Source organism: Acinetobacter faecalis, assembly GCF_034187745.1.
Classification (GTDB): Bacteria; Pseudomonadota; Gammaproteobacteria; order Pseudomonadales; family Moraxellaceae; genus Acinetobacter; species Acinetobacter faecalis.
The window spans coordinates 191444-212262 of sequence record NZ_JAXHPF010000001.1; the positions used below are offsets into that span (position 1 = coordinate 191444).

Sequence of the window (20819 nt, forward strand, 5' to 3'; positions counted from 1 at the left end):
CGATAAGCGGTTAAAAAACACCTTATTTTGTGATTATTTACTCTAATTTTAATTTCTAAAATAGAGTTCTCCCTGCAACAACAGAATGGTTTTGTATTATGAATTTTACTAAAATTTTAGCAGCTGCTATTTTCTCTTTAAGTGCTATTTCTTTCAATGTTTCTGCAGCAATTATTAATAATGTCGATTTTCCTGCGGAGTTTGTTCAAGCGAAAGACAAAACAGCTTCTACGGATCAAGAGCAAGTAACTGCATCTGCTGAAACAAATAAATAAGATTTGTTTAGTTTTAAAAAAGAGGGCAATAGCCCTCTTTTTTGAAATCTAGGATGCTAAACTAGGCTTACTTTCCTTTTTCGCCTTTAGTATATTAATGGAAAGTGCAATAACGACTAAAATAATGCCAATAATATCGGTGATTGTTTCAGGAATGATCATGCCTAAAGCACCAATACCTAAGAAGATTCGCCAGAAGAAATTAAGTTCAGTTTTAAAATAACCTTCAACTGCTGCACCTAAGGCTAAAATTCCAACAACAGAAGTTATAATAATACTAATTACGGTAGTCCAAGCAGGAAGTGCAAATTCACGAGCATTTACAGCAACATTGGTTGTATCAATCATTAGCATGGCAGGGTTGTAAACAAATAAGAACGGTATAATAAAACCTGCAAGCGAAAGTTTGAGTGCTTGGAAGCCTGTTCGCATTGGATCACCACCTGCAATACCTGCACCTGCAAAGGCGGCAAGAGCAACAGGTGGTGTAATATTGGCAAATAATCCGAAATAGAAGACAAACATGTGTGCAACTAAAATTGGAATATCAAAATTAGCTAAAGCGGGTGCAGCCATTGTTGCCGTAATAATGTAGGCAGGAATAGACGGAAGTCCCATGCCTAAAATCATTGAAGCAATCATGGTGAAGAAAAGCGTGAGAAATAAACTTCCTGCACCAATGCTCATAATTGATGAAGTCATTACTGAACCAAAGCTCGTTAAGCTAACAACTCCAATAATAATTCCGACTACAGCACAGGCAGCCATCACAGAAAGTGATTGTTTTGCACCATCTTCTAAGGCTTCGAGAATTTCCTTAATCCCCATGCGTGTGGTTTTTCTAAAAGCTGCAACCACTATGGTTAGTAGAATGGTATAGACTGCAGCATAACTGACAGGAATTGACTGGAATAAGAAAAACACTAAAGCGACTATTGGAATAAGTAAATGACCACGCTCTTTAAGTACTTCTTTTACACGTGGTAAATCGGCTTTTGGTACGCCTTTTAAGTTATCTCGACCTGCTCGATAGTGAACTTGCGCCATAACACCTAAATAATACAGGAGTGCAGGTAAGGTTGCTGCAAGCGCAATAGTTCCGTAACTTACTCCAGTGGTTTCAGCCATAATAAAAGCACTTGCACCCATAACTGGTGGTAAAATTTGACCACCAACAGAAGCACTTGCCTCTACAGCACCAGCAAAGTTTTTATGGTAGCCAATTTTTTTCATAAGCGGGATTGTAAATGAGCCTGTACCTACAACGTTGGCAACAGCTGTACCATTAATACTTCCCATGAAACCACTAGAGATAACAGCGACTTTAGCAGGTCCACCTTGTTTATGACCTGCAAGTGCCATTGCTAAATCGTTAAATAATTTTCCCATTCCAGATTTAGCAAGAAATGCACCAAATAAAATGAATAGAAAAATGAAAGTAACGGAAGCACCAATTGCAGATGAATATAAACCTTCAGTTTTTAAATACATTTGTCCGAAAATATCACTAATTGTATATTGGCGCGTAAGCAAGCGATCTGGAATCCAATTGTAGTGACTAAAGAAAGGATAAGATAAAAAGATTAAGCCTAAAATTGGTAGCATCCATCCCATAACACGCCGTGCTGCTTCTACAACAAGTATTACTGCCATAATGGCAAAGACGATATCAAGACTATTAGGAATTCCACCACGTGTGGTCATAATATCTTGGTATTCAATCCAAATATAAATGAGTGTGGAAAATGATGCGAGAGCAAGAATCCAATCAAACCAATTGATACTTTGACGAGAACTACTCAAACGAGCAGGATATAATAAGAAGACTAAAACGAGACCAATAGCTACGTGTGCAGCACGTTGAATGAGTTCTGGTAAGGGGTTGAAAGTAATAAATAAATGAAAAAGCGAATATGCAATTGCGATTGCTGCAATAAACCATTTAATTGATTTACTTGCTGGAGTGCGAGTTACTGATTCTCGATCATATTTTTCTAAAATTTCTTGCTGCTGTTTTTCATCTAATTGTTCAATCACAACTTTATTTTCTGATTGTGTCATACGCATTCTCCGAATTGCCAAGTCTTCCATAATGGGTAAAGTTGAGGGCTTATTTCAATGATGCTGTAAGTGGGAAGATGTTGATAAATAGGCCAAATTTTATTCTTTACAAGGATTGTTCCTTGCATATTTTTAGAAACTGTCCATCGAATATCAGATATTTTTTGATCTACTTGCATTCTTATCACACCATTTTTTTGAAAAATAATTGGGTAATCAGATGGTGTACCTGCACCAAAAGAAATCACATCTGTATATTGAAGGATAAAGTGATCTTGATGACGTTGGTAATACTCAACCCATTGAGTTTTTTCAACGGAATGCTTCCACTGTAAGCTAAAATCTTGTGAACTTATTGTACATGTGAAAAGTGTCGTTCGAACCTCAGTAATGACTGTCGATCGGGTTAGTATTATCCACGTTACAATAAGACAAAGAGAAAAAAGTGCAGTAAAAACTGCACTTTTATAATGCTTCATTACTTCTTATTTAATTCAGTAAAGTAGCGTTTAGCACCTGGATGTAAGGGGATAACAGCCCCTGACTGAGCATTTTCTAGGTTGATTTCAGTTGCCGCTTGGTGTGAATTTGCTAATTGACTCAAGCTATCAAAAAAAGTTTTGGTAAGTTTATAGCCATCTTCTTCAGAAATATCTGAGCGAATTACTAAAGCATTCATAATTGCTGCAGTTGGGATATCTACATCGTTGCCATAAGTGCCTTTCGGAATATTTAGAGATAAGAAATATGATTGGTTTTTTGCAATTTCTTTTACTTTTTCGGGGTTTATACCAACGATTTGTAAATCGAAGCCTTGTTGCAGTTCCATAAGTGATGAGTTTGGAATACCACTAGTTAAGAAGGCTGCATCAATTTTTCCACCTTTAAGCGCATCAGCTGCTTCTGCATAACCTAGGTAGTCAACTTTAACGTCATTGTAGGTAATGCCAAAACCATTCAATAGTGTACGTGCATTTACTTCCACACCTGAATTTTGTGCACCAACTGCAATACGTTTGCCTTTGAGGTCTTCAATATTTTTAATACCTGTCTTTTTGGATGTGACAATTTGTACGTAATTTGGATAAAGAGCAGATATTTGCTGAACATTTTCAATTTTGGCATCTTTGAAGCTACCTGTACCATTTAAAGCTTCAGTTAAACTGTCACTCATTACGAATGCCATTTCCACTTTATTTTGTTTAAGTAGGTTCAAGTTCTCCACAGATGCACCTGTAGTCTGTGTTTTTGAGTTCACACCATAGGTCTTGTTATAGATTTCAGCAAGACTAGTTCCAATTACGTTATATGGACCAGAAGCACCACCTGTTGCGATATTAACAAATTTTGTTTGTAATTTATTTGTCTGTGCAGATGCTTCTATTTTATTGTCATTGCTTGTTGATTTTTCACTTGAACAAGCTGAAATACCCGCAAATACAATTGATGCTAAAGTTACTTTCATCCATTTATTCATTTTATTCCTCACTGTTTTATTGGTGCTATTTTTACTTAAATCTCGAATTTTTGTTTATTAAATCAGCATTTAGAAATTAACCTATTCTTTAGTGTTTTGGTAGTATTTTTTATGTTCGATTTCAATTTTTTTTATGGCTGTTATTTTGAAAGATTATGATTTTTTCTATTTAAACAACTTTGCTGATTAAACCAAAGCAATTTGCAAAAAACTGCATCTTTGGTTTTGCTGAGCTTATCAATTCCATTAAGTTATTCTGTAATTCTAAGCCTTTGATGGGACATTCATCGCATTCCTTCAGCTGAATTGAAACTAAGATGCATAGGCTTATTTTCATTAAGTCAGATTTCAGTTAAAGTACTTCGCAGTGAATTATTTAGCATTATTTGGATAGAACTCAATGGCAATAAAATCGGATCGCTGGATTCGCGAAATGAGCGAAAAACACGGCATGATTGAACCGTATGCTGAAAACCAAGTCCGTTTAGATGAAAATGGTCAAAAGCTTATTTCATACGGTGTTTCAAGTTATGGGTATGATGTGCGTTGTGCGCGTGAATTTAAAGTATTCACAAACGTGCATTCTGCAATTGTAGATCCGAAAAATTTCGATGATAAATGCTTTGTCGATATTGAAGCAGATGTTTGTATTATTCCACCGAACTCATTTGCATTGGCGCGTACAGTAGAATATTTCCGTATTCCACGTAATGTGTTGACTGTTTGTTTGGGTAAATCTACATATGCTCGTTGCGGTATTATTGTAAACGTAACACCACTTGAGCCTGAGTGGGAAGGTCACGTGACTTTAGAATTCTCAAACACTACAAACCTACCAGCTTATATTTATGCAGGTGAGGGTGTTGCTCAAATGTTGTTCTTCGAATCTGACGAAGTATGTGAAACATCTTATAAAGACCGTGGTGGTAAATACCAAGGTCAAACAGGCGTAACTTTACCTAAAGCTTAATGTTTTAAATAAAGTAAAAAAATCCCGCTATTTAGCGGGATTTTTTTGTATTTAGTATGAACTTTTAGTTTCTTTTAATTCCCTAATTAAAGGAAATTAAAAGAAATACTTTTACTGTAAAAATTACTTAGTCACTTTTGCAAGTAACTCGTCTTTCGTTAAGTTCGTAGATTCTGCATCTGTACGACCTTTATATTCGAATGTACCTGCATCCAAACCTTTTTCACCAATGACGATGCGGTGTGGAATACCTGTTAATTCGATGTCAGAGAATTTAACACCCGGACGTTCGTTACGATCATCAAGAAGTACATCGTAACCCGCAGCTGTTAATTCTGCATAAAGTGCTTCAGCAGCTTCTACAGTACGTGGAGATTTGTGTGCATTCATTGGAACAATTGCAACGTCAAAAGGTGCAATGGCAGCAGGCCAAATAATACCTTTATCGTCAAAGTTTTGTTCAATTGCAGATGCTACAACACGTGTAACACCAATGCCGTAACAACCCATAGTTACAACTAAAGGTTTGCCATCATCACCCAATACTTTACAGCCTAAAGCTTCTGAGTATTTTTGACCCAATTGGAAGATGTGACCGACTTCAATACCACGTTTAATTTGAAGTGTACCTTTACCATCTGGAGATGGATCGCCTTCAACCACATTACGTAAGTCATAAACTTCAGTGAATTTTGCATCACGTTCCCAGTTTACGCCTGTTGCATGTTTGTCTACTTCATTTGCACCAGCAACGAAGTCAGAAAGAACAGAGGCTGCACGGTCAATAATAACGGTTAAGCCTTTTTCAACTAAACCTTGTGGACCGCAGAAACCTGGCGTTAAGCCAAATTTTGCAATTTGTTCTTCTGTTGCAAAAGTAAGCGGTGATGCAATTAATGGATGCTTCTCTGCTTTAATTTCATTCAGTTCGTGGTCGCCACGTAAGAATAAAGCAACAACAGGAGTCGCTTTACCTTCTTCTGCAACACCTTGAACCAATAATGCTTTAACAGATTGAGCAGGATCTGAATTTAAGAATGCAGATACATCTGCAATTGTTTTTTGATTTGGAGTATCAACAATTGTTAATGCTTGAGTAGGTGCAGCACGTTCGCCAACTAAAACAGATTCAGCCATTTCAACGTTAGCAGCGTAATCAGATTCTGTAGAGAATGCGATATCGTCTTCACCACTTGAAGCCAATACGTGGAATTCGTGAGAACCCGAACCACCAATAGAACCTGTATCTGCTTGAACAGGACGGAAGTTTAAGCCTAAACGTGTGAAGATTTTGCAATAAGCATCGTACATCACATCATAAGTTTCTTGTAATGATGCTTGGTCTACGTGGAAAGAGTATGCATCTTTCATAATGAATTCACGTGAACGCATTACACCAAAACGTGGACGAATTTCGTCACGAAATTTTGTTTGAACTTGATAGAAGTTTGCAGGAAGTTGCTTATAACTTTTTAATTCGTTACGCGCTAAGTCTGTAATGACTTCTTCGTGTGTAGGCCCAAGTACAAAGTCGTTTGTATGTCGGTCTTTAAAGCGTAATAATTCTGGACCGTATTGAACATAACGACCTGATTCTTCCCATAAAGATGCAGGTTGAGTCACAGGCATAAGTACTTGAAGTGAACCTGCTCGATCCATTTCTTCGCGAACAATCGCTTCAACTTTATTTAATACGCGAACGCCCATTGGTAACCAAGTATATAAACCTGAAGCCAATTTACGAATCATCCCCGCGCGTAACATAAGCTGATGTGAAATAACTTCAGCATCATTTGGGGTTTCTCTTAACGTTGCAAATAAAAAGCGACTCGCGCGCATGGAAACTGTCCTAATAAATTTTGCGTGAAAGCAAAGAGTATACAATAAAAAATGAGGTGAGCATTTGTGTATCTCACCCCAATATTTTGGAAAATATGGTCTAGGGAAATTATGACATGATTTTTTTGGTTTGACGCATCATAAAGTTTTTAAAATCGTCTAAATAGGTAAAAATCACAGGAACAACAACTAAGGTGAGTAGTGTAGAGGTAATCACACCACCAATGACTGCATGCGCCATAGGTGCACTTTGTTCGCCACCTTCACCTAAACCAAGTGCAAGCGGTACCATACCCATCACCATTGCACTTGTGGTCATTAAAATTGGACGCAAACGGGTTTTACCTGCTTCAATAATTGCATCGTATCGGCTTGTGCCTTTATCCATGGCTTTTTTAATAAAGTCGATGAGTAAAATGGCATTTTTAGTGACCAAGCCCATAAGCATAATAATGCCGATAATGGAAAATAAATTCATGGTCGAATTGAATAAGAACAAGGCAAGGAATACGCCAATGAGTGATAAAGGCAAAGATGCCATAATCGCAGCAGGGTGAATAAAGCTATTAAACTGCGAACCTAACACAATATAAATAAACACAATCGATAGGGTAATTGCAGTCAGTGCATAACCTGCCGATTCTGCCATGTCTTTATTTGAGCCTTGCGTATCGAAGCTATAACCAACAGGTAATTTAAAGTCTTGCTGAATTTTAGTAATGTCAGCACCAATATCTCCCGTAGGACGACCCGATGTATTTGCTTCAATTAATATTTCACGAGATAAATCACGACGGTTAATTTGTGATGCACCTAAGGTTTCTTCAAACTTAGCCACAGAAGCTAAAGGAATAAGAATTGTGTTGTTATCGGCATCGGTTTTTTGTGAACTTAAATACATGTTTTGCACGTCACTTGGAAGGCGACGTTGATCTTCCGTAAGACGCAGATTTACATCATAAGTTTCGCCATTTTCATCTTGCCAAGTTGTAACATCATCACCTGCAATAAGTGGGCGAACCACATTAGCAATTTGATTTACCGAAAGTCCTAAATCACTTGCCAAAACACGATTAATTTGCACATTTAAAGTTGGTTTTGGTTCTTTAAATGAGCTTTCTAAATCGACAATGCCATCAACTTTTGCAATTTCAGCCATAAAGCGGTCGGAAATTTTTTGAAGTTCGTCTAAGTCTGGACCTTTAATAGAAATCATCACAGGTTTTTTACCACCTGAAACAACTTCATCGGCAGATGCAACAGAGGTGACAGTTATACCTGCAACAGATTTTAAGCGATCACGGAATTCATTGTTTAAGTCAGATAATGTTTGAGTTCGTTCAGAACGAGGTGTAACAGATACACGAATGCTGACATGGTTTTTCCCACGATCTGTTGTGCTGTTAATTGATCCATAAGTAACTTTTACTTCAGGATGTTGACGAATAATGGCATCGACCTGTTGTAACTTGGCTTGTGAATATTCTAAAGATGCATTTACAGGTGTTTCGAATTTAATGCGAATTTCGCCTTTGTCTGGAACAGGAACGAACTCTGTACCTACAAATTTAGATAACCCTAAAGCGCCAAATAACGAAGCGACAGCAATGAGTAAAGTGAGTAAGCGGAACTTTAAAGCAAGCTTAAGAAGCTTTTCATAATGAATGTTTAGCCGATCAATTTTGCCTGAAATCCAACTAAAGAAACGTTCTACACGGTTTGGTTTTTTATTTGGGTTATGCTTTTCTGCCCAGTGTGCTGAAAGCATTGGATCGAGTGTAAAACTGACAAACATTGAAATAAGAACAGCAATACTTACAGTTACACCAAACTGATAGAAGAAGCGTCCAATAATACCGCCCATAAAGGCAACAGGTAGGAACACTGCAACAATCGTTAAGGTTGTTGCCAATACAGCTAAACCAATTTCTTTGGTGCCGTCTAAGGCTGCGCTAACATGATCTTTGCCCATGTCTGCATGGCGTACAATATTTTCACGTACCACAATGGCATCATCAATAAGTAAACCAATACTTAAAGATAGGGCGAGCAGGGTCATCATGTTAATGGTGAAGCCAAATGCCCAAATAAAGGCAAGTGTACCCAATAGTGCAATAGGTAAAGTTAAACCTGTAATAACGGTAGAACGGAAGGAGCCAAGGAAAAGCAGAACAATTAAAATGGCTAAAACAGCACCTTCAATAATGGTGCGTGCAACATCTTTAATACTGCCTCGAATACCTTTGGATGTATCTACAACCACTTTTGCAGTTGTGCCTTGAGGTAATTGTGCATTTACATCATCAAGGGTTTGATACATGTTATCGACAACATCAATCACATTGGAATCGGAGCTTCTTAAAATATCTACAGCAACGGCAGATTTACCATTTAAAAAGGCACTTGTTTCCATTTCCGCTTGGCTATCTTCAACAGTTGCAACTTGTTTTAAATAAATAGGTGCGCCGTTTTTATTGGCAACAATTAAATCGCCAAATGCAAATGGATGAATAATTTTAGATTTAATTTCAACAACAAGTTCAGAGTTGGGCTGTTTTAACGTACCGCCAGGAATATCTACATTTTCAGCTTTTAGTGTATTAATAACTTGGTCTATACCAATACCAAAGCTTTGAAGTTTTTGTGGATTCACCTGAATGCGAATTTGACGTTGTGCATCGCCCAATAAGTTGACTGTACCTACGCCTGCTACAGTTTTAAGCTGAGGAATAATGCGTTGATCCAAGTAAGAACTTAAATCTCGAAGCGACATATTATTCGACTCAAACACAATAGACATAATTGGGCTAGTGGTTGGGTCGTATCTTTCTACAATAGGGTCTTGAACTTCATCTCGAAATTGTGACGTTACAGGCGAAATTTTATCGCGAACATCTTGCGCGGCAACAGATGATGAAATATCTAAATTAAATTCTGCAACAATGGTAGACAAGCCTTCGCTAGATTGAGAAGTTACTTGTTTTAGACCTGAAATCGTATTGATTTGGTCTTCCATTTTTTTTGTAATTTCAGATTCTACAGTTTCAGGCGAAGCACCCGGATAATTTGTATAAACCACCACAAAAGGGAAGTCGACATCGGGGAATTCTTCAACTCCCATACGTTGCCAAGAAGCTAAACCTAATACCATCAAACAGAACATCATCATGATAGTAAAAACGGGATATTTCACACTAATTCGTGTTAACCACATAAATAAGTATCCTAATTTTTAGTTTTTACTAATGATCACGTCTTTGTGGATGTCCTGATCTGTAAATTTAATTCGGCTAATGACATCGTTGGATTGTAAACCTGAAACAATTGCAGAATTGTCGCTGTAGCGTTGTTCTAAAATTTGAATGTTCACTTTGGCAATTTTATTTTGACGAACAACCCATACATAAGGCTGAGTAGTTGCATTCACAATGCTATCAAGCGGAATAATTTGTCCTGAAATTTGCTGTGCAGATAAAATATTGCCATCCACAAATGCACCAATACTTAAAGAGTTGATAGCACTGTTTGGTTTTGCAAAAAACTCAATTTGACGGCTGTTTAAATCTGCAATTGGAGAAATTCTAGAAATAACAGCAGAAAGCTTTTGTGAATTACCTTGAATATTAAATTCGACTTCTTGACCAATTTTTAAAGCAGATTGAGCATCGCTTGGAATTTTTGCCTGAAGTTCTAATTCGTTTATATCAACAATCTCAAAAATGGTTTGTCCTGCTGCAACGGTTTGCCCAGGTTCGATTTGGCGTTTTGTAATAACGCCATTAATAGGACTTGTAATAACGCCATCTTGATTGGCTTTTTGAGCGATATTGACATTGGCTTGTTGCGCGCGAGCATTTTCCAATTGGCTTTTATAATCAAGTTCACTTTGTTCAAATTCTACTTTGGAAATAAAGCCCTGATCTAACAAACGCTTTTTGCGTTGCATCATGTTTTTTGCTTGATTGGCTTGTGCTTGTGCAGAATTTAAATTTGCTTGGGCTTGTGCAAGTCGTGCTGCATTATCTTGGTTATTAAGGCGAACAAGTACTTGTCCTTTTGAAACACTTTGACCCACTTCAGTATTCACTGTTGTTGCTGTTGCAGTCACTTGTGCTTGAATACTACTTTGATTTACTGCGCGAATTGTACCTGTAAAGGCTGTTTTTTCTACAGCATTACCATTTTTAAATTGAATAAGATCTGCTTGAATTAATTCAATTTTATTGTTTTCAGGCAAAGCTTGATTAGGCGTATCTTTACTGCAAGCACTTAAGGCAATACATACACATAGTGTTGTCATACGAATAGACGTAGATAAATGTGTTGTTAATAATGTTGCCTTTAAGTGCATGACTTTATCCTGATTATAGGAGTATGTGAAAGTTCAATTTATTCAATTACTTTGAGTCGTGCAATAATTTTGTCGTATTCGGTTTGTGTATTGAAATAAGTCACTTGTAAAGATTGAATATTTTGTTTTAATGAGTTCAAGTTGCTCAGGTTATAAGACAGACTCTTTTTTAAGTTTTCAGGGACTGCTTTACCTTTACGTGTATATTCCATTTCTTCACGTTTAAATTGAACACGATCGGTTTGTAATTGTTTTAATTGAGCTTGTTGGAAGTCAATTTGTTTTTGAATTGCTTTTAAAGCAATATCTCGTTTTTGTGTAGCAACTTTACTATTGTTATACGCTTTTTTAAGTTTTTGGTCGTTTTCTAGTCGCTTTGCTTGGGCTTCACGTTGTGGAGCTTGTTTTAAGTCAGCTTCAACACTATAAGCTTTATTTCGCTTAATCACCTGCATATTTTTGTCGAGTGCTTCATAGCCATGACGAATGTGCGCAGGAGTGACAGTCGAGCTAATATTGGCAATTCCACGACTATCGTAATAACGATACCAAGTAGCTTTTGTCGTGTTGTTTGCATAACTTACAATTGGGTATAAGCAAAGTAACATCAGTAGAATAACTTTTCTTATTCTTAGATGATATTCACTTATTCCTAGTTCAGGATTCTGCACGTTCCAGTTCACTTTTTTCCCCAAGATAAAGTTGACTAAATTACTTATTTTAAAGTAATAATGAAGTGATTTTAGAATAGTTTCATCTATATTAACTTTATATCACTCAAAAAAAAATCGTTGATTCTTATAAAGTGTGAAGCTGTTTGTGTATTATTGCTAAAAGTGCATATTTGTAAGAAATATGTTCATTGAAAGTTCAAGTGAAGATATGTTAAAAATACCTACAATCTGTATTGAATTACAAATAAATCGCTTATCCAAAATGAGAAGGGTCAGTTAAATGGACGATAAACACCAAAATCTTAAAGTTATGGTGATTGATGATTCAAAAACTATTCGCCGAACTGCAGAAACATTATTGCAACGCGAAGGTTATGAAGTTGTCACTGCGGTAGATGGGTTTGAAGCATTGTCCAAAATTGCTGATGCAAATCCGGATATTGTATTTGTTGATATTATGATGCCTCGTTTAGATGGCTATCAAACATGTGCACTCATCAAAAACTCTCAAAACTATCAAAATACTCCTGTCATTATGTTGTCAAGTAAAGATGGCTTATTTGATCAGGCTAAAGGTCGTGTTGTGGGTTCAGATGAATATTTGACTAAACCATTTAGCAAGGATGAATTGCTAAACGCGATCCGTAATCACGTTTCTGCATAAGATAAATGGCTGTTATTGGGGAAAACTATGGCTCGTATTTTAATTGTGGATGACTCACCAACGGAAACTTTTCGTTTTAGAGAAATCTTAACTAAGCATGGCTATGATGTGCTAGAAGCTGCAAATGGCGCAGATGGTGTAACTGTTGCACAAGCTGAATTGCCAGATTTGGTTTTAATGGATGTTGTTATGCCAGGTGTAAATGGTTTCCAAGCAACACGTCAAATTTCGCGTGGTGCGACAACAAAGCATATTCCAATTGTTATTGTAAGTACAAAAGATCAAGCAACTGACCGTGTTTGGGGTAAACGTCAGGGGGCAAGTGATTATTTAACTAAGCCAGTAGATGAAAACCAGCTGATCGAAGTGATTAAACAACAACTGAACGCAGGTTAAAATATGGCAGCGAATGGATTTATCGAATTACTTCGGTTGTCCAAGCGTGGCAATAAAAACTACGCTTCAACTGAAAACGAAGTAAACCGATGGTCTGGCATTGCTTTTGAAATGATGGGGCAATATTTTGTTGCTCCATTAGGGGAAGTATCTGAAGTTATTTATCCACCAAAATATACATATGTGCCAAATACTCAACCTTGGGTAGTTGGACTTTCGAATATTCGTGGGCGTTTGTTGTCAGTTTCAGACTTAGCGCATTATATTTCAGGTCAAAAAAGTCAAAATACACGCACTCAAAAAGTGATGTGCATTAGCCATAATGATCATTATGTCGGTTTAGTTGTAGATCAGGTTTTGGGGATTCAGCACTTTAATAAGAAAAGCTTTTTTTCTAAACATCCAAGTTTGGATAAAAATTTACAAGAATACTGTCAGGGTTATTTTCAACAACATAATCAGCAGTGGAACGTTTTCTTATTTAGTCAATTATTAAAGAATCCTAAGTATCTGAATGCATCAATAAATTTTTAAAATTAACAATCTCACCTTCTTTGAAAGGGCAAGATTTGTAATCGGGGGAAAGCTGAATGGGCTTTAAGTTTAAAAAGAAAAATACGGGTGAAGTCAGTCCAAAAAAAGAATCGGCACTGGCAAAAAAACTTCAACCGCAAATTGATCAGTACGCACGTGTATTTGGTGACACTGATAAATCAAAACCATTACTTATAGCCGCTGTAGCTGCTCTTTTAATTGCTACACTCAGTCTTTTATCATTGTTCTATACAGTTCCCCATTCAAATAGCTTAACTCAAAGCTTGGGTGATTTACGTTTATTATCTCAAACAGTATCTCGTCAAGCGACTGAAGCAACTGCCTCTGGTACAAAAGAGTCAATTGATAAGTTAAAAAGCTTGCAGGCTGAGTTCAATCGTAACTTAGATGTTGTAAAAAGCGGTAATTCATCTTCAGCAGAACTTCAAGCTGTTGAAAATGATTGGGCAAAAGTATCTAAAAATATTGATTTGATTGTTTCACAACAAAAATTCATCAATACTTTATATGATACAAATATTGCAATTGGCGAAGCGATTCCTGGTATTCAGGCAGAATATAACTTGATGGTTGACCAAATGGCACGTCAAAATTTGTCTAGTACTCAGGTAATTATTGCTAAAAACCAAGTATTCCTTGCAGAGCGTATTTTACGTTCAATTAGTTCTGTATTGGTTGGTGTTGAAAACTCACGTGAAACAGCGGATGACTTCAGCGTAGATACAGAGACATTTGGTTTGTACTTAAATGCACAATTAAATGGTAGTGCTGAACTTGGCGTACAACGTATTGAAAATGCAGATTTACGTGCTTCACTTGAAAGTATTCAAGCAGATTATGAAAATGTATTGAAATCTGCTGCTGCTGTTGTACTGAAAAACTCAGAACAAATTGTACAAGTTCGAAAAGCATCTTCTGAAATTTTTGCAAAATCTGATGAACTATTGAAAAACTTAAACCAAGTTTCTAGTGGTTCTGGTTTATACATTGTTGTTCCAGCAATTGTTTTAATTTTGGCACTTATTGCATTCTTAGTAGTTGTTTATAAATTACTTACTCTTCGTGGTGATGCAGATAAGCAACGTGTAACACGTTTACAAGATGAGTATGACCGTAACCAAAATGCGATTTTACGTTTACTTGATGAGATTGCCGACTTAGCGGACGGTGACTTACGTTCATACGCAACAGTATCCGAAGACTTTACGGGGGCAATTGCCGATTCTATTAACTTCGCAATTGACCAATTACGTGACCTTGTATCACGTATTAACGAAACTTCCCAAGAAATTGCACAATATACTGCGAACACGCAGGGTATTACGAACCAGTTAGCGGAAGCATCTGAGCATCAGGCACAAGAAATTGCAGGCGCGTCTGCGGCAATTAACGAAATGGCACTGTCAATTGACCAAGTATCTTCAAACGCTGAAGAATCTGCTACGGTTGCGGAACGTTCTGTACAAATTGCATCTAACGGTGCGGAAGTTGTAAACCGTTCTATTGATGGTATGGATATCATTCGTGAACAGATCCAAGAAACGTCTAAACGTATTAAGCGTTTGGGTGAATCTTCACAAGAAATTGGTAACATCGTTGCACTTATTAACGATATTGCAGACCAAACGAACATCTTGGCATTAAACGCAGCAATTCAAGCATCTATGGCGGGTGAGGCCGGTCGTGGTTTCGCCGTGGTTGCCGACGAAGTACAGCGTCTAGCTGAGCGTTCAGCATCTGCGACTAAACAGATTGAAACACTGGTTAAAACGATTCAAACGGATACAAACGAAGCCGTTATTTCAATGGAACAAACGACTTCAGAGGTTGTACGTGGTGCGAACTTATCTAAGGATGCGGGTGTTGCCTTAGATGAAATTCAAACAGTATCGAATAACTTGGCAAAACTGATTGCGAACATTTCTGATGCTGCGAAACTTCAGTCTGCATCTGCAAGTCATATTGCAACAACGATGAACGTTGTACAGGAAATTACATCGCAAACTACAGGTGCTACATTTGATACAGCACGTTCGGTATCTGAGCTTGCAGGTATGGCAGAATCATTACGTGAATCTGTAACTGACTTTAAATTACCTGAATAAGGCTTAACAGCTTGGGGACGGTGTATCTATTTTTAGAAATGGATACACCCATTCAGAAATTTGTAACGATGCATTTTCCTTCATAAAGGAGTGCATCTTTATTCCAGATTCAGTTTAAGTGCCTTTCGGTGCGGATAACGTAAGAAGCCTTAGCTATGAAAGAAATATTAAAAAATTTAGTTGAATCTACAACGCTTCCTGAAGATAGTTATCTTGAGCAAGATGAAGAAATTCTAGAAATTTTCGTCGAAGAAATAGAAGAAATCTTCGAAGAGTTAGAGCCGTTGCTTGAATCGTGGTTGGCAAATTCAACAGATACTGAAGTACTTAAAACAATACGTCGTCATTTCCACACTTTAAAAGGTTCTGGACGTATGGTTGGCGCGCGCTCTGCTGGTGAAGTTGCATGGGCAGTTGAAGACCTTTTAAACCGTATTTTAGCAGGCGCAATTCAGCCAACAACTCAAATTGAGCAATTTGTTGCGACTGTTTATAAAATTTATAAATTTAAGCTTTATCCGTTATTCAGAAATGTTCAACCAACAGCTATCGATTTAAGACCTTTAGTGTTGATTGGGCAGTACTTACAACAACAGCTAAGCTTAGAGCCTGCTTTAGAAGATGTATTGCAATTAGCCAATACGCTTGAAGATGAAAACTCATCTACAGGTCTTGAGATTGAATTACAAGAAGCAGCTGTTGACGGTTTAAATATTGAAAACTTTGAAATGGTTGAGCCAGTTTCACAAGAAGCTGCGTTTGAACCTATTCAAGATACAATTGAAGCAGTTGATTTTCTACATGAAGCGAATGAGCAGGTTGAAAAATCTGTAACGACTTCAGAATCAGCAATTGCTGACATTGAGCAAAGTACATTGCTTGCAGAAACAATTGAAATTTTTGTGGAAGAAGCAGAAGAACACCTTAGTGTTATTCGCTCTTTTTTAAGCAGTGAAAATGTGACTGAAAAAGAGTACAACAATTTAATTCGTGCATTACATACTTTGCGCGGTAGCTCGACTATGGTCGATTTAGACCATATTTTTGATGCAAGTACCAAACTTGAACATTTGTTTAAAACACTGGTAGAAGAAGGCTTAGACGTTACTTACCAAGAACTGTCTGCTTTGTTGCAATATTCAGAGTTTATTCAAAACTATCTTGAGCAATTAAAACAATCTGCATCACGTGACAACTTGCAGTCAATTTTTGATGAGTTTCTAGAAAATTGGAATCAATTTGAGTTTGCTGGACAACATGCTGAAGTCAGCGAAAACACGCAAGGTATTGTCACTAAGTTGATGGATTTGAATATTGATCGCTTGCTTGATGCTGAATTTGAGTTTGACCAATTAGCAAATGATCAGCAGTACTTACGTCAATTAAGTGCTCAAGCACAACTTTTAGTAGAAGGTACGCAAGTTAAAGCTGCTGAAAGTATTCATCACCTCAGTAAAGAGCTGAAAGCTGCTTACGATGCGTTGTTAGAAAAGCCACAGCTATTAAATTCAGATTATGCTTATGATGTATTTAATATAGTTCATCAAAAATTAATTTATTTATTCGATAGTTTGGCATCAAGTCAGCGTGTGACTTTAAGCGAAGATGACTTGAACGCACTTCAAAACTTATCTGCATTTATTCAACAAGATATTGAAAGCTTTCCAACGGATTCTGTTGAACCGCAGCAAAAAACTTCGCTTGATTTAAATGTTGATGCTATTGGTTTTGCTGATACAGATACTTCAGAATTAACTCTTGAAGAACCTTCTCCTCAAATTAAAGAATCAAATACGCTTGAATTTGAAACTGAAAGTACCGCTTTAGAAATTACTGAATCTACTGAAGAAAAAGCTCTAGAGCTTAGCACTTTAGATACTCCGCCAACACCTATTCAAGTAACAGAACAAGGCTCAGGTTTTAATTTAGCGCAGTTATCACAGCGTATTGCATCAGATCGATTGGCTGTTGATTCAGAGCTTACCAACCGTGATTTCGATTTAGACTTACTTGATATTTTCCTTGAAGAAGCAGATGAGCTTTTAGGTTCTATCGATCAGGAAGTCGATACATGGACGAAAGACCATGAAAATAGAACATCTTTAACCAATTTAATGCGTTATTTGCATACCTTAAAAGGTGGTGCAAATATGATTTCTGCAAAAAATATTGGTTTAATCACGCATAACTTAGAAAGTATTTATGAGCGATTAATCAATAATCAATTTGAAGCTTCGCCCGCATTAATTAGCGTAATTCGTTTGGTTCAAGATGATGTTTCAGATCGTATTCAAGCAATTCGTGATGATGCTATTGATTATCCTGCAACTGAAACAGTGAATATTCTTCAGAACATTGTGGCAATTACACAAGGTCAAGAAGTCGCTAGCACTGAATTGATTGAAGCAGAAGTTCAGCCTGTTATTGAAATTGAGACACTTCAAGATCGTACTGAAACAGCAGTTTCAGTAGAAATAAATGAAATTGAAAACACAATATCATTCCAATCTAGCGAAACGCTTTCTTTTGATTTGCCTGAAGAATTAGCACCTGCTGAAAATCTTCAACAAGAAATTTCGAATGTTGATTTTACTGACTCAGTAAAAACTGAAAGAAATGCTGAAGAACAAAGTCTGCATGAAATTGCAGAAGAATCATTCCTTGAAGAAGCAGAAGAGCTTTTAGAAACAACTGAAAGTTTAATTCAACAATGGATTGATGACAGAAGTAATCGTAGCGTTTTACTTCAATTACAACGTGCCGTACATAGCTTAAAAGGCGGTGCACGTATGATTGAGTTAGAACCAGTTGCTGTTATTTCTTATCAGCTCGAAAATACGCTAGAGCAATTTGCATTCCATCAATTTAACTCGAATGCTTATGACAACTTGTTATTCACAACTGTCGCGTGGTTAAAACAAGCAATCTTTAAACGAGATTACACAAACTTCGATGGTCTAAATGCAAGTTTAACGGCTATTGAATATGTGGATGTAACAGCACAATTACCAGAACGCATTGCACAAGTTGATTTAATTGACAGCACTGCAAGCTTCGAATTTATTCAAGGTGATGGTACAGAACCACCTGCAATGCTGGGTGAGTGGGATGATGTTAATCAAGATGACAACAGTAATGAGATGATTCGTATCTCGGCAGATTTAGTCGAGAAGATGATTGATTTATCTGGTGAAAACTCAATTAACCGTTCACGTATTGAAATGGAATTGGGACAATTCAACGGTACTTTGTATGAGATGGAACAGGCGATTCAGCGTTTAGCGGATCAGTTACGTCGAATGGAAGGTGAGCTTGAGTCGCAAATTCTTGCGAAGCATGGTAGTGAAAATTCACGCTATGAAGACTTTGACCCATTAGAGATGGACCAATATTCATCTTTAAACCAATTGTCTAAATCACTTGCCGAATCTACTTCCGATTTGGTCGATTTTAAAAATACCTTAGCCGATAAAATTCGTGGTGCAGAAGGTCTGTTATTACAACAATCACGTATTCAATCTGAAATTCAAGAAAGTTTGATGCGTACACGTTTGGTACCTTTCTCACGCTTATTGCCACGTTTACAGCGTATTGTGCGTCAAACAGCATCATCTCTAAACCGTCCAACGGAACTTGTTGTTCACAACACGGAAGGCGAATTAGACCGTACAACGCTTGAGCGTTTAGTGACGCCATTTGAACACATGCTTCGTAATGCAATTGACCATGGTATTGAAAATCCAGAAGATCGATTAGCTGCTAAAAAGCCAGAAGTTGGTGTTATTGAATTAAATATTAGCCGTCAAGGTACAGATGTAATTGTAACTTTTAGCGATGATGGTAAAGGTATTGACCATAACGTTATTAAAGCAAAAGCATTGAAACAGGGCTTAATTACTGAAGACCAAGAGTTAGATAAACAAGAAATCTTACAGTTTATCTTCCATTCTGGTTTTAGTACCGCTAAAGAAGTTACGCAAATTTCAGGACGTGGTGTTGGTCTAGACATTGTACAAAGTGGAATTAAAGCACTTGGTGGTCATGTCACTGTAGATTCAACATTAGGTAAAGGCACATCATTTAGTATTCGTGTACCTACAACGGTAGCGGTAAGTGATGCCTTAATGGTGAAAGCAGGCGATCAACAATTTGCATTACCACTTGCACAAATTGAACGTATTGTTCGAATTGCACCTGCTGCACTTGAGACTTACTTCAATAGTAAAGATGATTATTTCAAAATTGACAATGAGAGCTATAAATTACGTTATATCTCAGAGTTTATTAGTAATCAGCCTGTACCACGTTTAAATAATGTTGGACATTCATTACCTGTTATTCTAATTAAAGGTAGTGCGGGGCAAACGATTGGATTATTGGTCGATCAACTTGTAGGTTCACGTAGCCAAATTGTAGTGAAACCAATTGGACAACAGTTCTCTAAAGTAGGTGCAATTGCTGGCGCAACGATTATGGGTGATGGTCATGTTTGTCTAATTCTAGATAGCCAAGGCATTGCTCGTCAGGTACAAGCAACGAAGCGTCAGCAAGTAACTACGAAACAACGTGATATTCAACGTAATGATGCACGTCGCTTAGTAATGATTGTCGATGACTCAGTAACAGTTCGTAAGGTAACAACACGTTTGTTAGAGCGCCAAGGTTACGATGTTGTAACAGCAAAAGATGGTGTAGATGCGGTTGAGCAACTTGAAAATGTGAAACCAGATTTAATGTTACTTGATATTGAGATGCCACGTATGGATGGTTTTGAGGTAACAAGTCATGTACGACATCATGATCTTCACCAAGACTTGCCTATTATTATGATTACATCTCGTACAGGTGAAAAACACCGTGAGCGTGCATTCAGTTTAGGCGTGAATAACTACATGGGTAAACCGTTCCAAGAAGCAGAGCTACTTGCGAATATTGAAACTTTATTGGCAGCAAAACAGGGGTGATTAAGTGAGTCAAAATTCAGTAAGTTCATCACTGATTGATCAGATTAGTCAGCAAGAATTACATCATTTAATCACTGTTTCGACGGGATTTATCGATGCCTATATTGTTGAATGTCACAATAAATCTCCAATGTTGATTCCGCAAAACATTGTACTTTCAGCACTCGATAGTCCCACAAAAGTGAAAACTGTAGATTGGCATGATTTAAGCTTACCTGTTTATTCTGTATGTCATCCAGATAAAACATTAGGCGTTGCTTTGGTTATTGAAGGTGATGATATTGATCAGCGTTTTGCATTAATGTGCAATGAAATGCCTAAAACAGTACGTTTGCGTATTTCTGAAATTGTAGATGATGAGCGAGAAAATTCTGATACTACAATTTTCCAATATGTGAAAATGGGCGATAAAGACTACCATATTCCGCATATTGCCAATATTCAGCTATCTCTTGGCATTAAATAAGTATTTACTTATTAAGTTGAAT

Annotated in this window: 15 protein-coding genes and 1 pseudogene; 9 read left to right on the forward strand and 7 right to left on the reverse strand. The window is 37.1% G+C overall.

Going from position 1 to position 20819, the window contains the following annotated elements; translation table 11 throughout:
* The first annotated feature begins 98 nt into the window (after positions 1-98).
* Positions 99-275, forward strand: coding sequence for a hypothetical protein (locus SKM54_RS00975; RefSeq protein ID WP_154772856.1), 177 nt, complete (start codon positions 99-101; stop codon positions 273-275).
* Between the two features lie 48 nt (positions 276-323).
* On the opposite strand, the gene SKM54_RS00980 is transcribed toward SKM54_RS00975, so the two are convergent.
* From SKM54_RS00980 to SKM54_RS00990, 3 genes are read right to left on the reverse strand one after another with little or no spacing between them, the layout of a single operon-like run.
* Positions 324-2336 carry a TRAP transporter permease gene (locus SKM54_RS00980; RefSeq protein WP_154772855.1) on the reverse strand — a complete coding sequence of 671 codons (2013 nt, stop codon included), beginning with the start codon at positions 2334-2336 and terminating at the stop codon, positions 324-326.
* Positions 2333-2815 carry a DUF1850 domain-containing protein gene (locus SKM54_RS00985; protein WP_154772854.1) on the reverse strand — a complete coding sequence of 161 codons (483 nt, stop codon included), beginning with the start codon at positions 2813-2815 and terminating at the stop codon, positions 2333-2335. The genes SKM54_RS00980 and SKM54_RS00985 overlap by 4 nt, the downstream gene beginning before the upstream one ends.
* Positions 2815-3813 carry a TAXI family TRAP transporter solute-binding subunit gene (locus SKM54_RS00990; protein WP_311917752.1) on the reverse strand — a complete coding sequence of 333 codons (999 nt, stop codon included), beginning with the start codon at positions 3811-3813 and terminating at the stop codon, positions 2815-2817. Before SKM54_RS00990 ends, SKM54_RS00985 begins: the two co-directional genes overlap by 1 nt.
* A 186-nt stretch (positions 3814-3999) precedes the next feature.
* On the opposite strand from SKM54_RS00990, the pseudogene SKM54_RS00995 reads away from it, so the two are divergent.
* Positions 4000-4089 (forward strand): annotated as a pseudogene (locus tag SKM54_RS00995) (LysE family translocator); the annotation flags it as partial.
* 124 nt (positions 4090-4213) lie between these two features.
* Positions 4214-4783: a dCTP deaminase gene (gene dcd, locus SKM54_RS01000; protein WP_152875746.1), complete on the forward strand. Its 570-nt coding sequence runs from the start codon at positions 4214-4216 to the stop codon at positions 4781-4783.
* A 123-nt stretch (positions 4784-4906) separates the two neighbouring features.
* Here the strand turns inward: dcd and SKM54_RS01005 are convergent, their stop codons facing one another.
* The 4 genes from SKM54_RS01005 to SKM54_RS01020 all read right to left on the reverse strand — a co-directional run bounded on the left by SKM54_RS01005 (position 4907) and on the right by SKM54_RS01020 (position 11581).
* Positions 4907-6622 (reverse strand): proline--tRNA ligase, encoded by a 1716-nt coding sequence (locus tag SKM54_RS01005; protein WP_321093667.1) that lies wholly within the window; start codon positions 6620-6622, stop codon positions 4907-4909.
* Between the two features lie 109 nt (positions 6623-6731).
* Positions 6732-9836, reverse strand: coding sequence for an efflux RND transporter permease subunit (locus tag SKM54_RS01010; protein WP_321089563.1), 3105 nt, complete (start codon positions 9834-9836; stop codon positions 6732-6734).
* A gap of 18 nt (positions 9837-9854) precedes the next feature.
* Positions 9855-10973, reverse strand: a complete 1119-nt coding sequence (locus tag SKM54_RS01015) for an efflux RND transporter periplasmic adaptor subunit (protein ID WP_154772850.1) — start codon at positions 10971-10973, stop codon at positions 9855-9857.
* A 38-nt stretch (positions 10974-11011) separates the two neighbouring features.
* Positions 11012-11581 carry a hypothetical protein gene (locus tag SKM54_RS01020; RefSeq protein ID WP_154772863.1) on the reverse strand — a complete coding sequence of 190 codons (570 nt, stop codon included), beginning with the start codon at positions 11579-11581 and terminating at the stop codon, positions 11012-11014.
* A gap of 346 nt (positions 11582-11927) precedes the next feature.
* On the opposite strand from SKM54_RS01020, the gene pilG reads away from it, so the two are divergent.
* The 6 genes from pilG (at position 11928) to SKM54_RS01050 (ending at position 20797) form a co-directional block, all read left to right on the forward strand.
* Positions 11928-12311: a twitching motility response regulator PilG gene (pilG, locus tag SKM54_RS01025; RefSeq protein WP_154772849.1), complete on the forward strand. Its 384-nt coding sequence runs from the start codon at positions 11928-11930 to the stop codon at positions 12309-12311.
* A gap of 27 nt (positions 12312-12338) precedes the next feature.
* On the forward strand, positions 12339-12707 hold the full coding sequence (locus SKM54_RS01030) for a response regulator (RefSeq protein ID WP_154772848.1): 369 nt from the start codon (positions 12339-12341) through the stop codon (positions 12705-12707).
* Positions 12708-12710: 3 nt separating this feature from the next.
* Complete coding sequence (locus SKM54_RS01035) at positions 12711-13241, forward strand: chemotaxis protein CheW (protein ID WP_154772847.1); 531 nt, start codon at positions 12711-12713, stop codon at positions 13239-13241.
* 56 nt (positions 13242-13297) lie between these two features.
* Entirely contained in the window at positions 13298-15367 is a 2070-nt protein-coding gene (locus tag SKM54_RS01040) for a methyl-accepting chemotaxis protein (RefSeq protein WP_154772846.1), read from the forward strand.
* Between the two features lie 155 nt (positions 15368-15522).
* Positions 15523-20331 (forward strand): hybrid sensor histidine kinase/response regulator, encoded by a 4809-nt coding sequence (locus SKM54_RS01045; protein WP_321093670.1) that lies wholly within the window; start codon positions 15523-15525, stop codon positions 20329-20331.
* A gap of 4 nt (positions 20332-20335) precedes the next feature.
* Positions 20336-20797, forward strand: a complete 462-nt coding sequence (locus SKM54_RS01050) for a hypothetical protein (protein WP_171501278.1) — start codon at positions 20336-20338, stop codon at positions 20795-20797.
* Positions 20798-20819 lie beyond the last annotated feature (22 nt).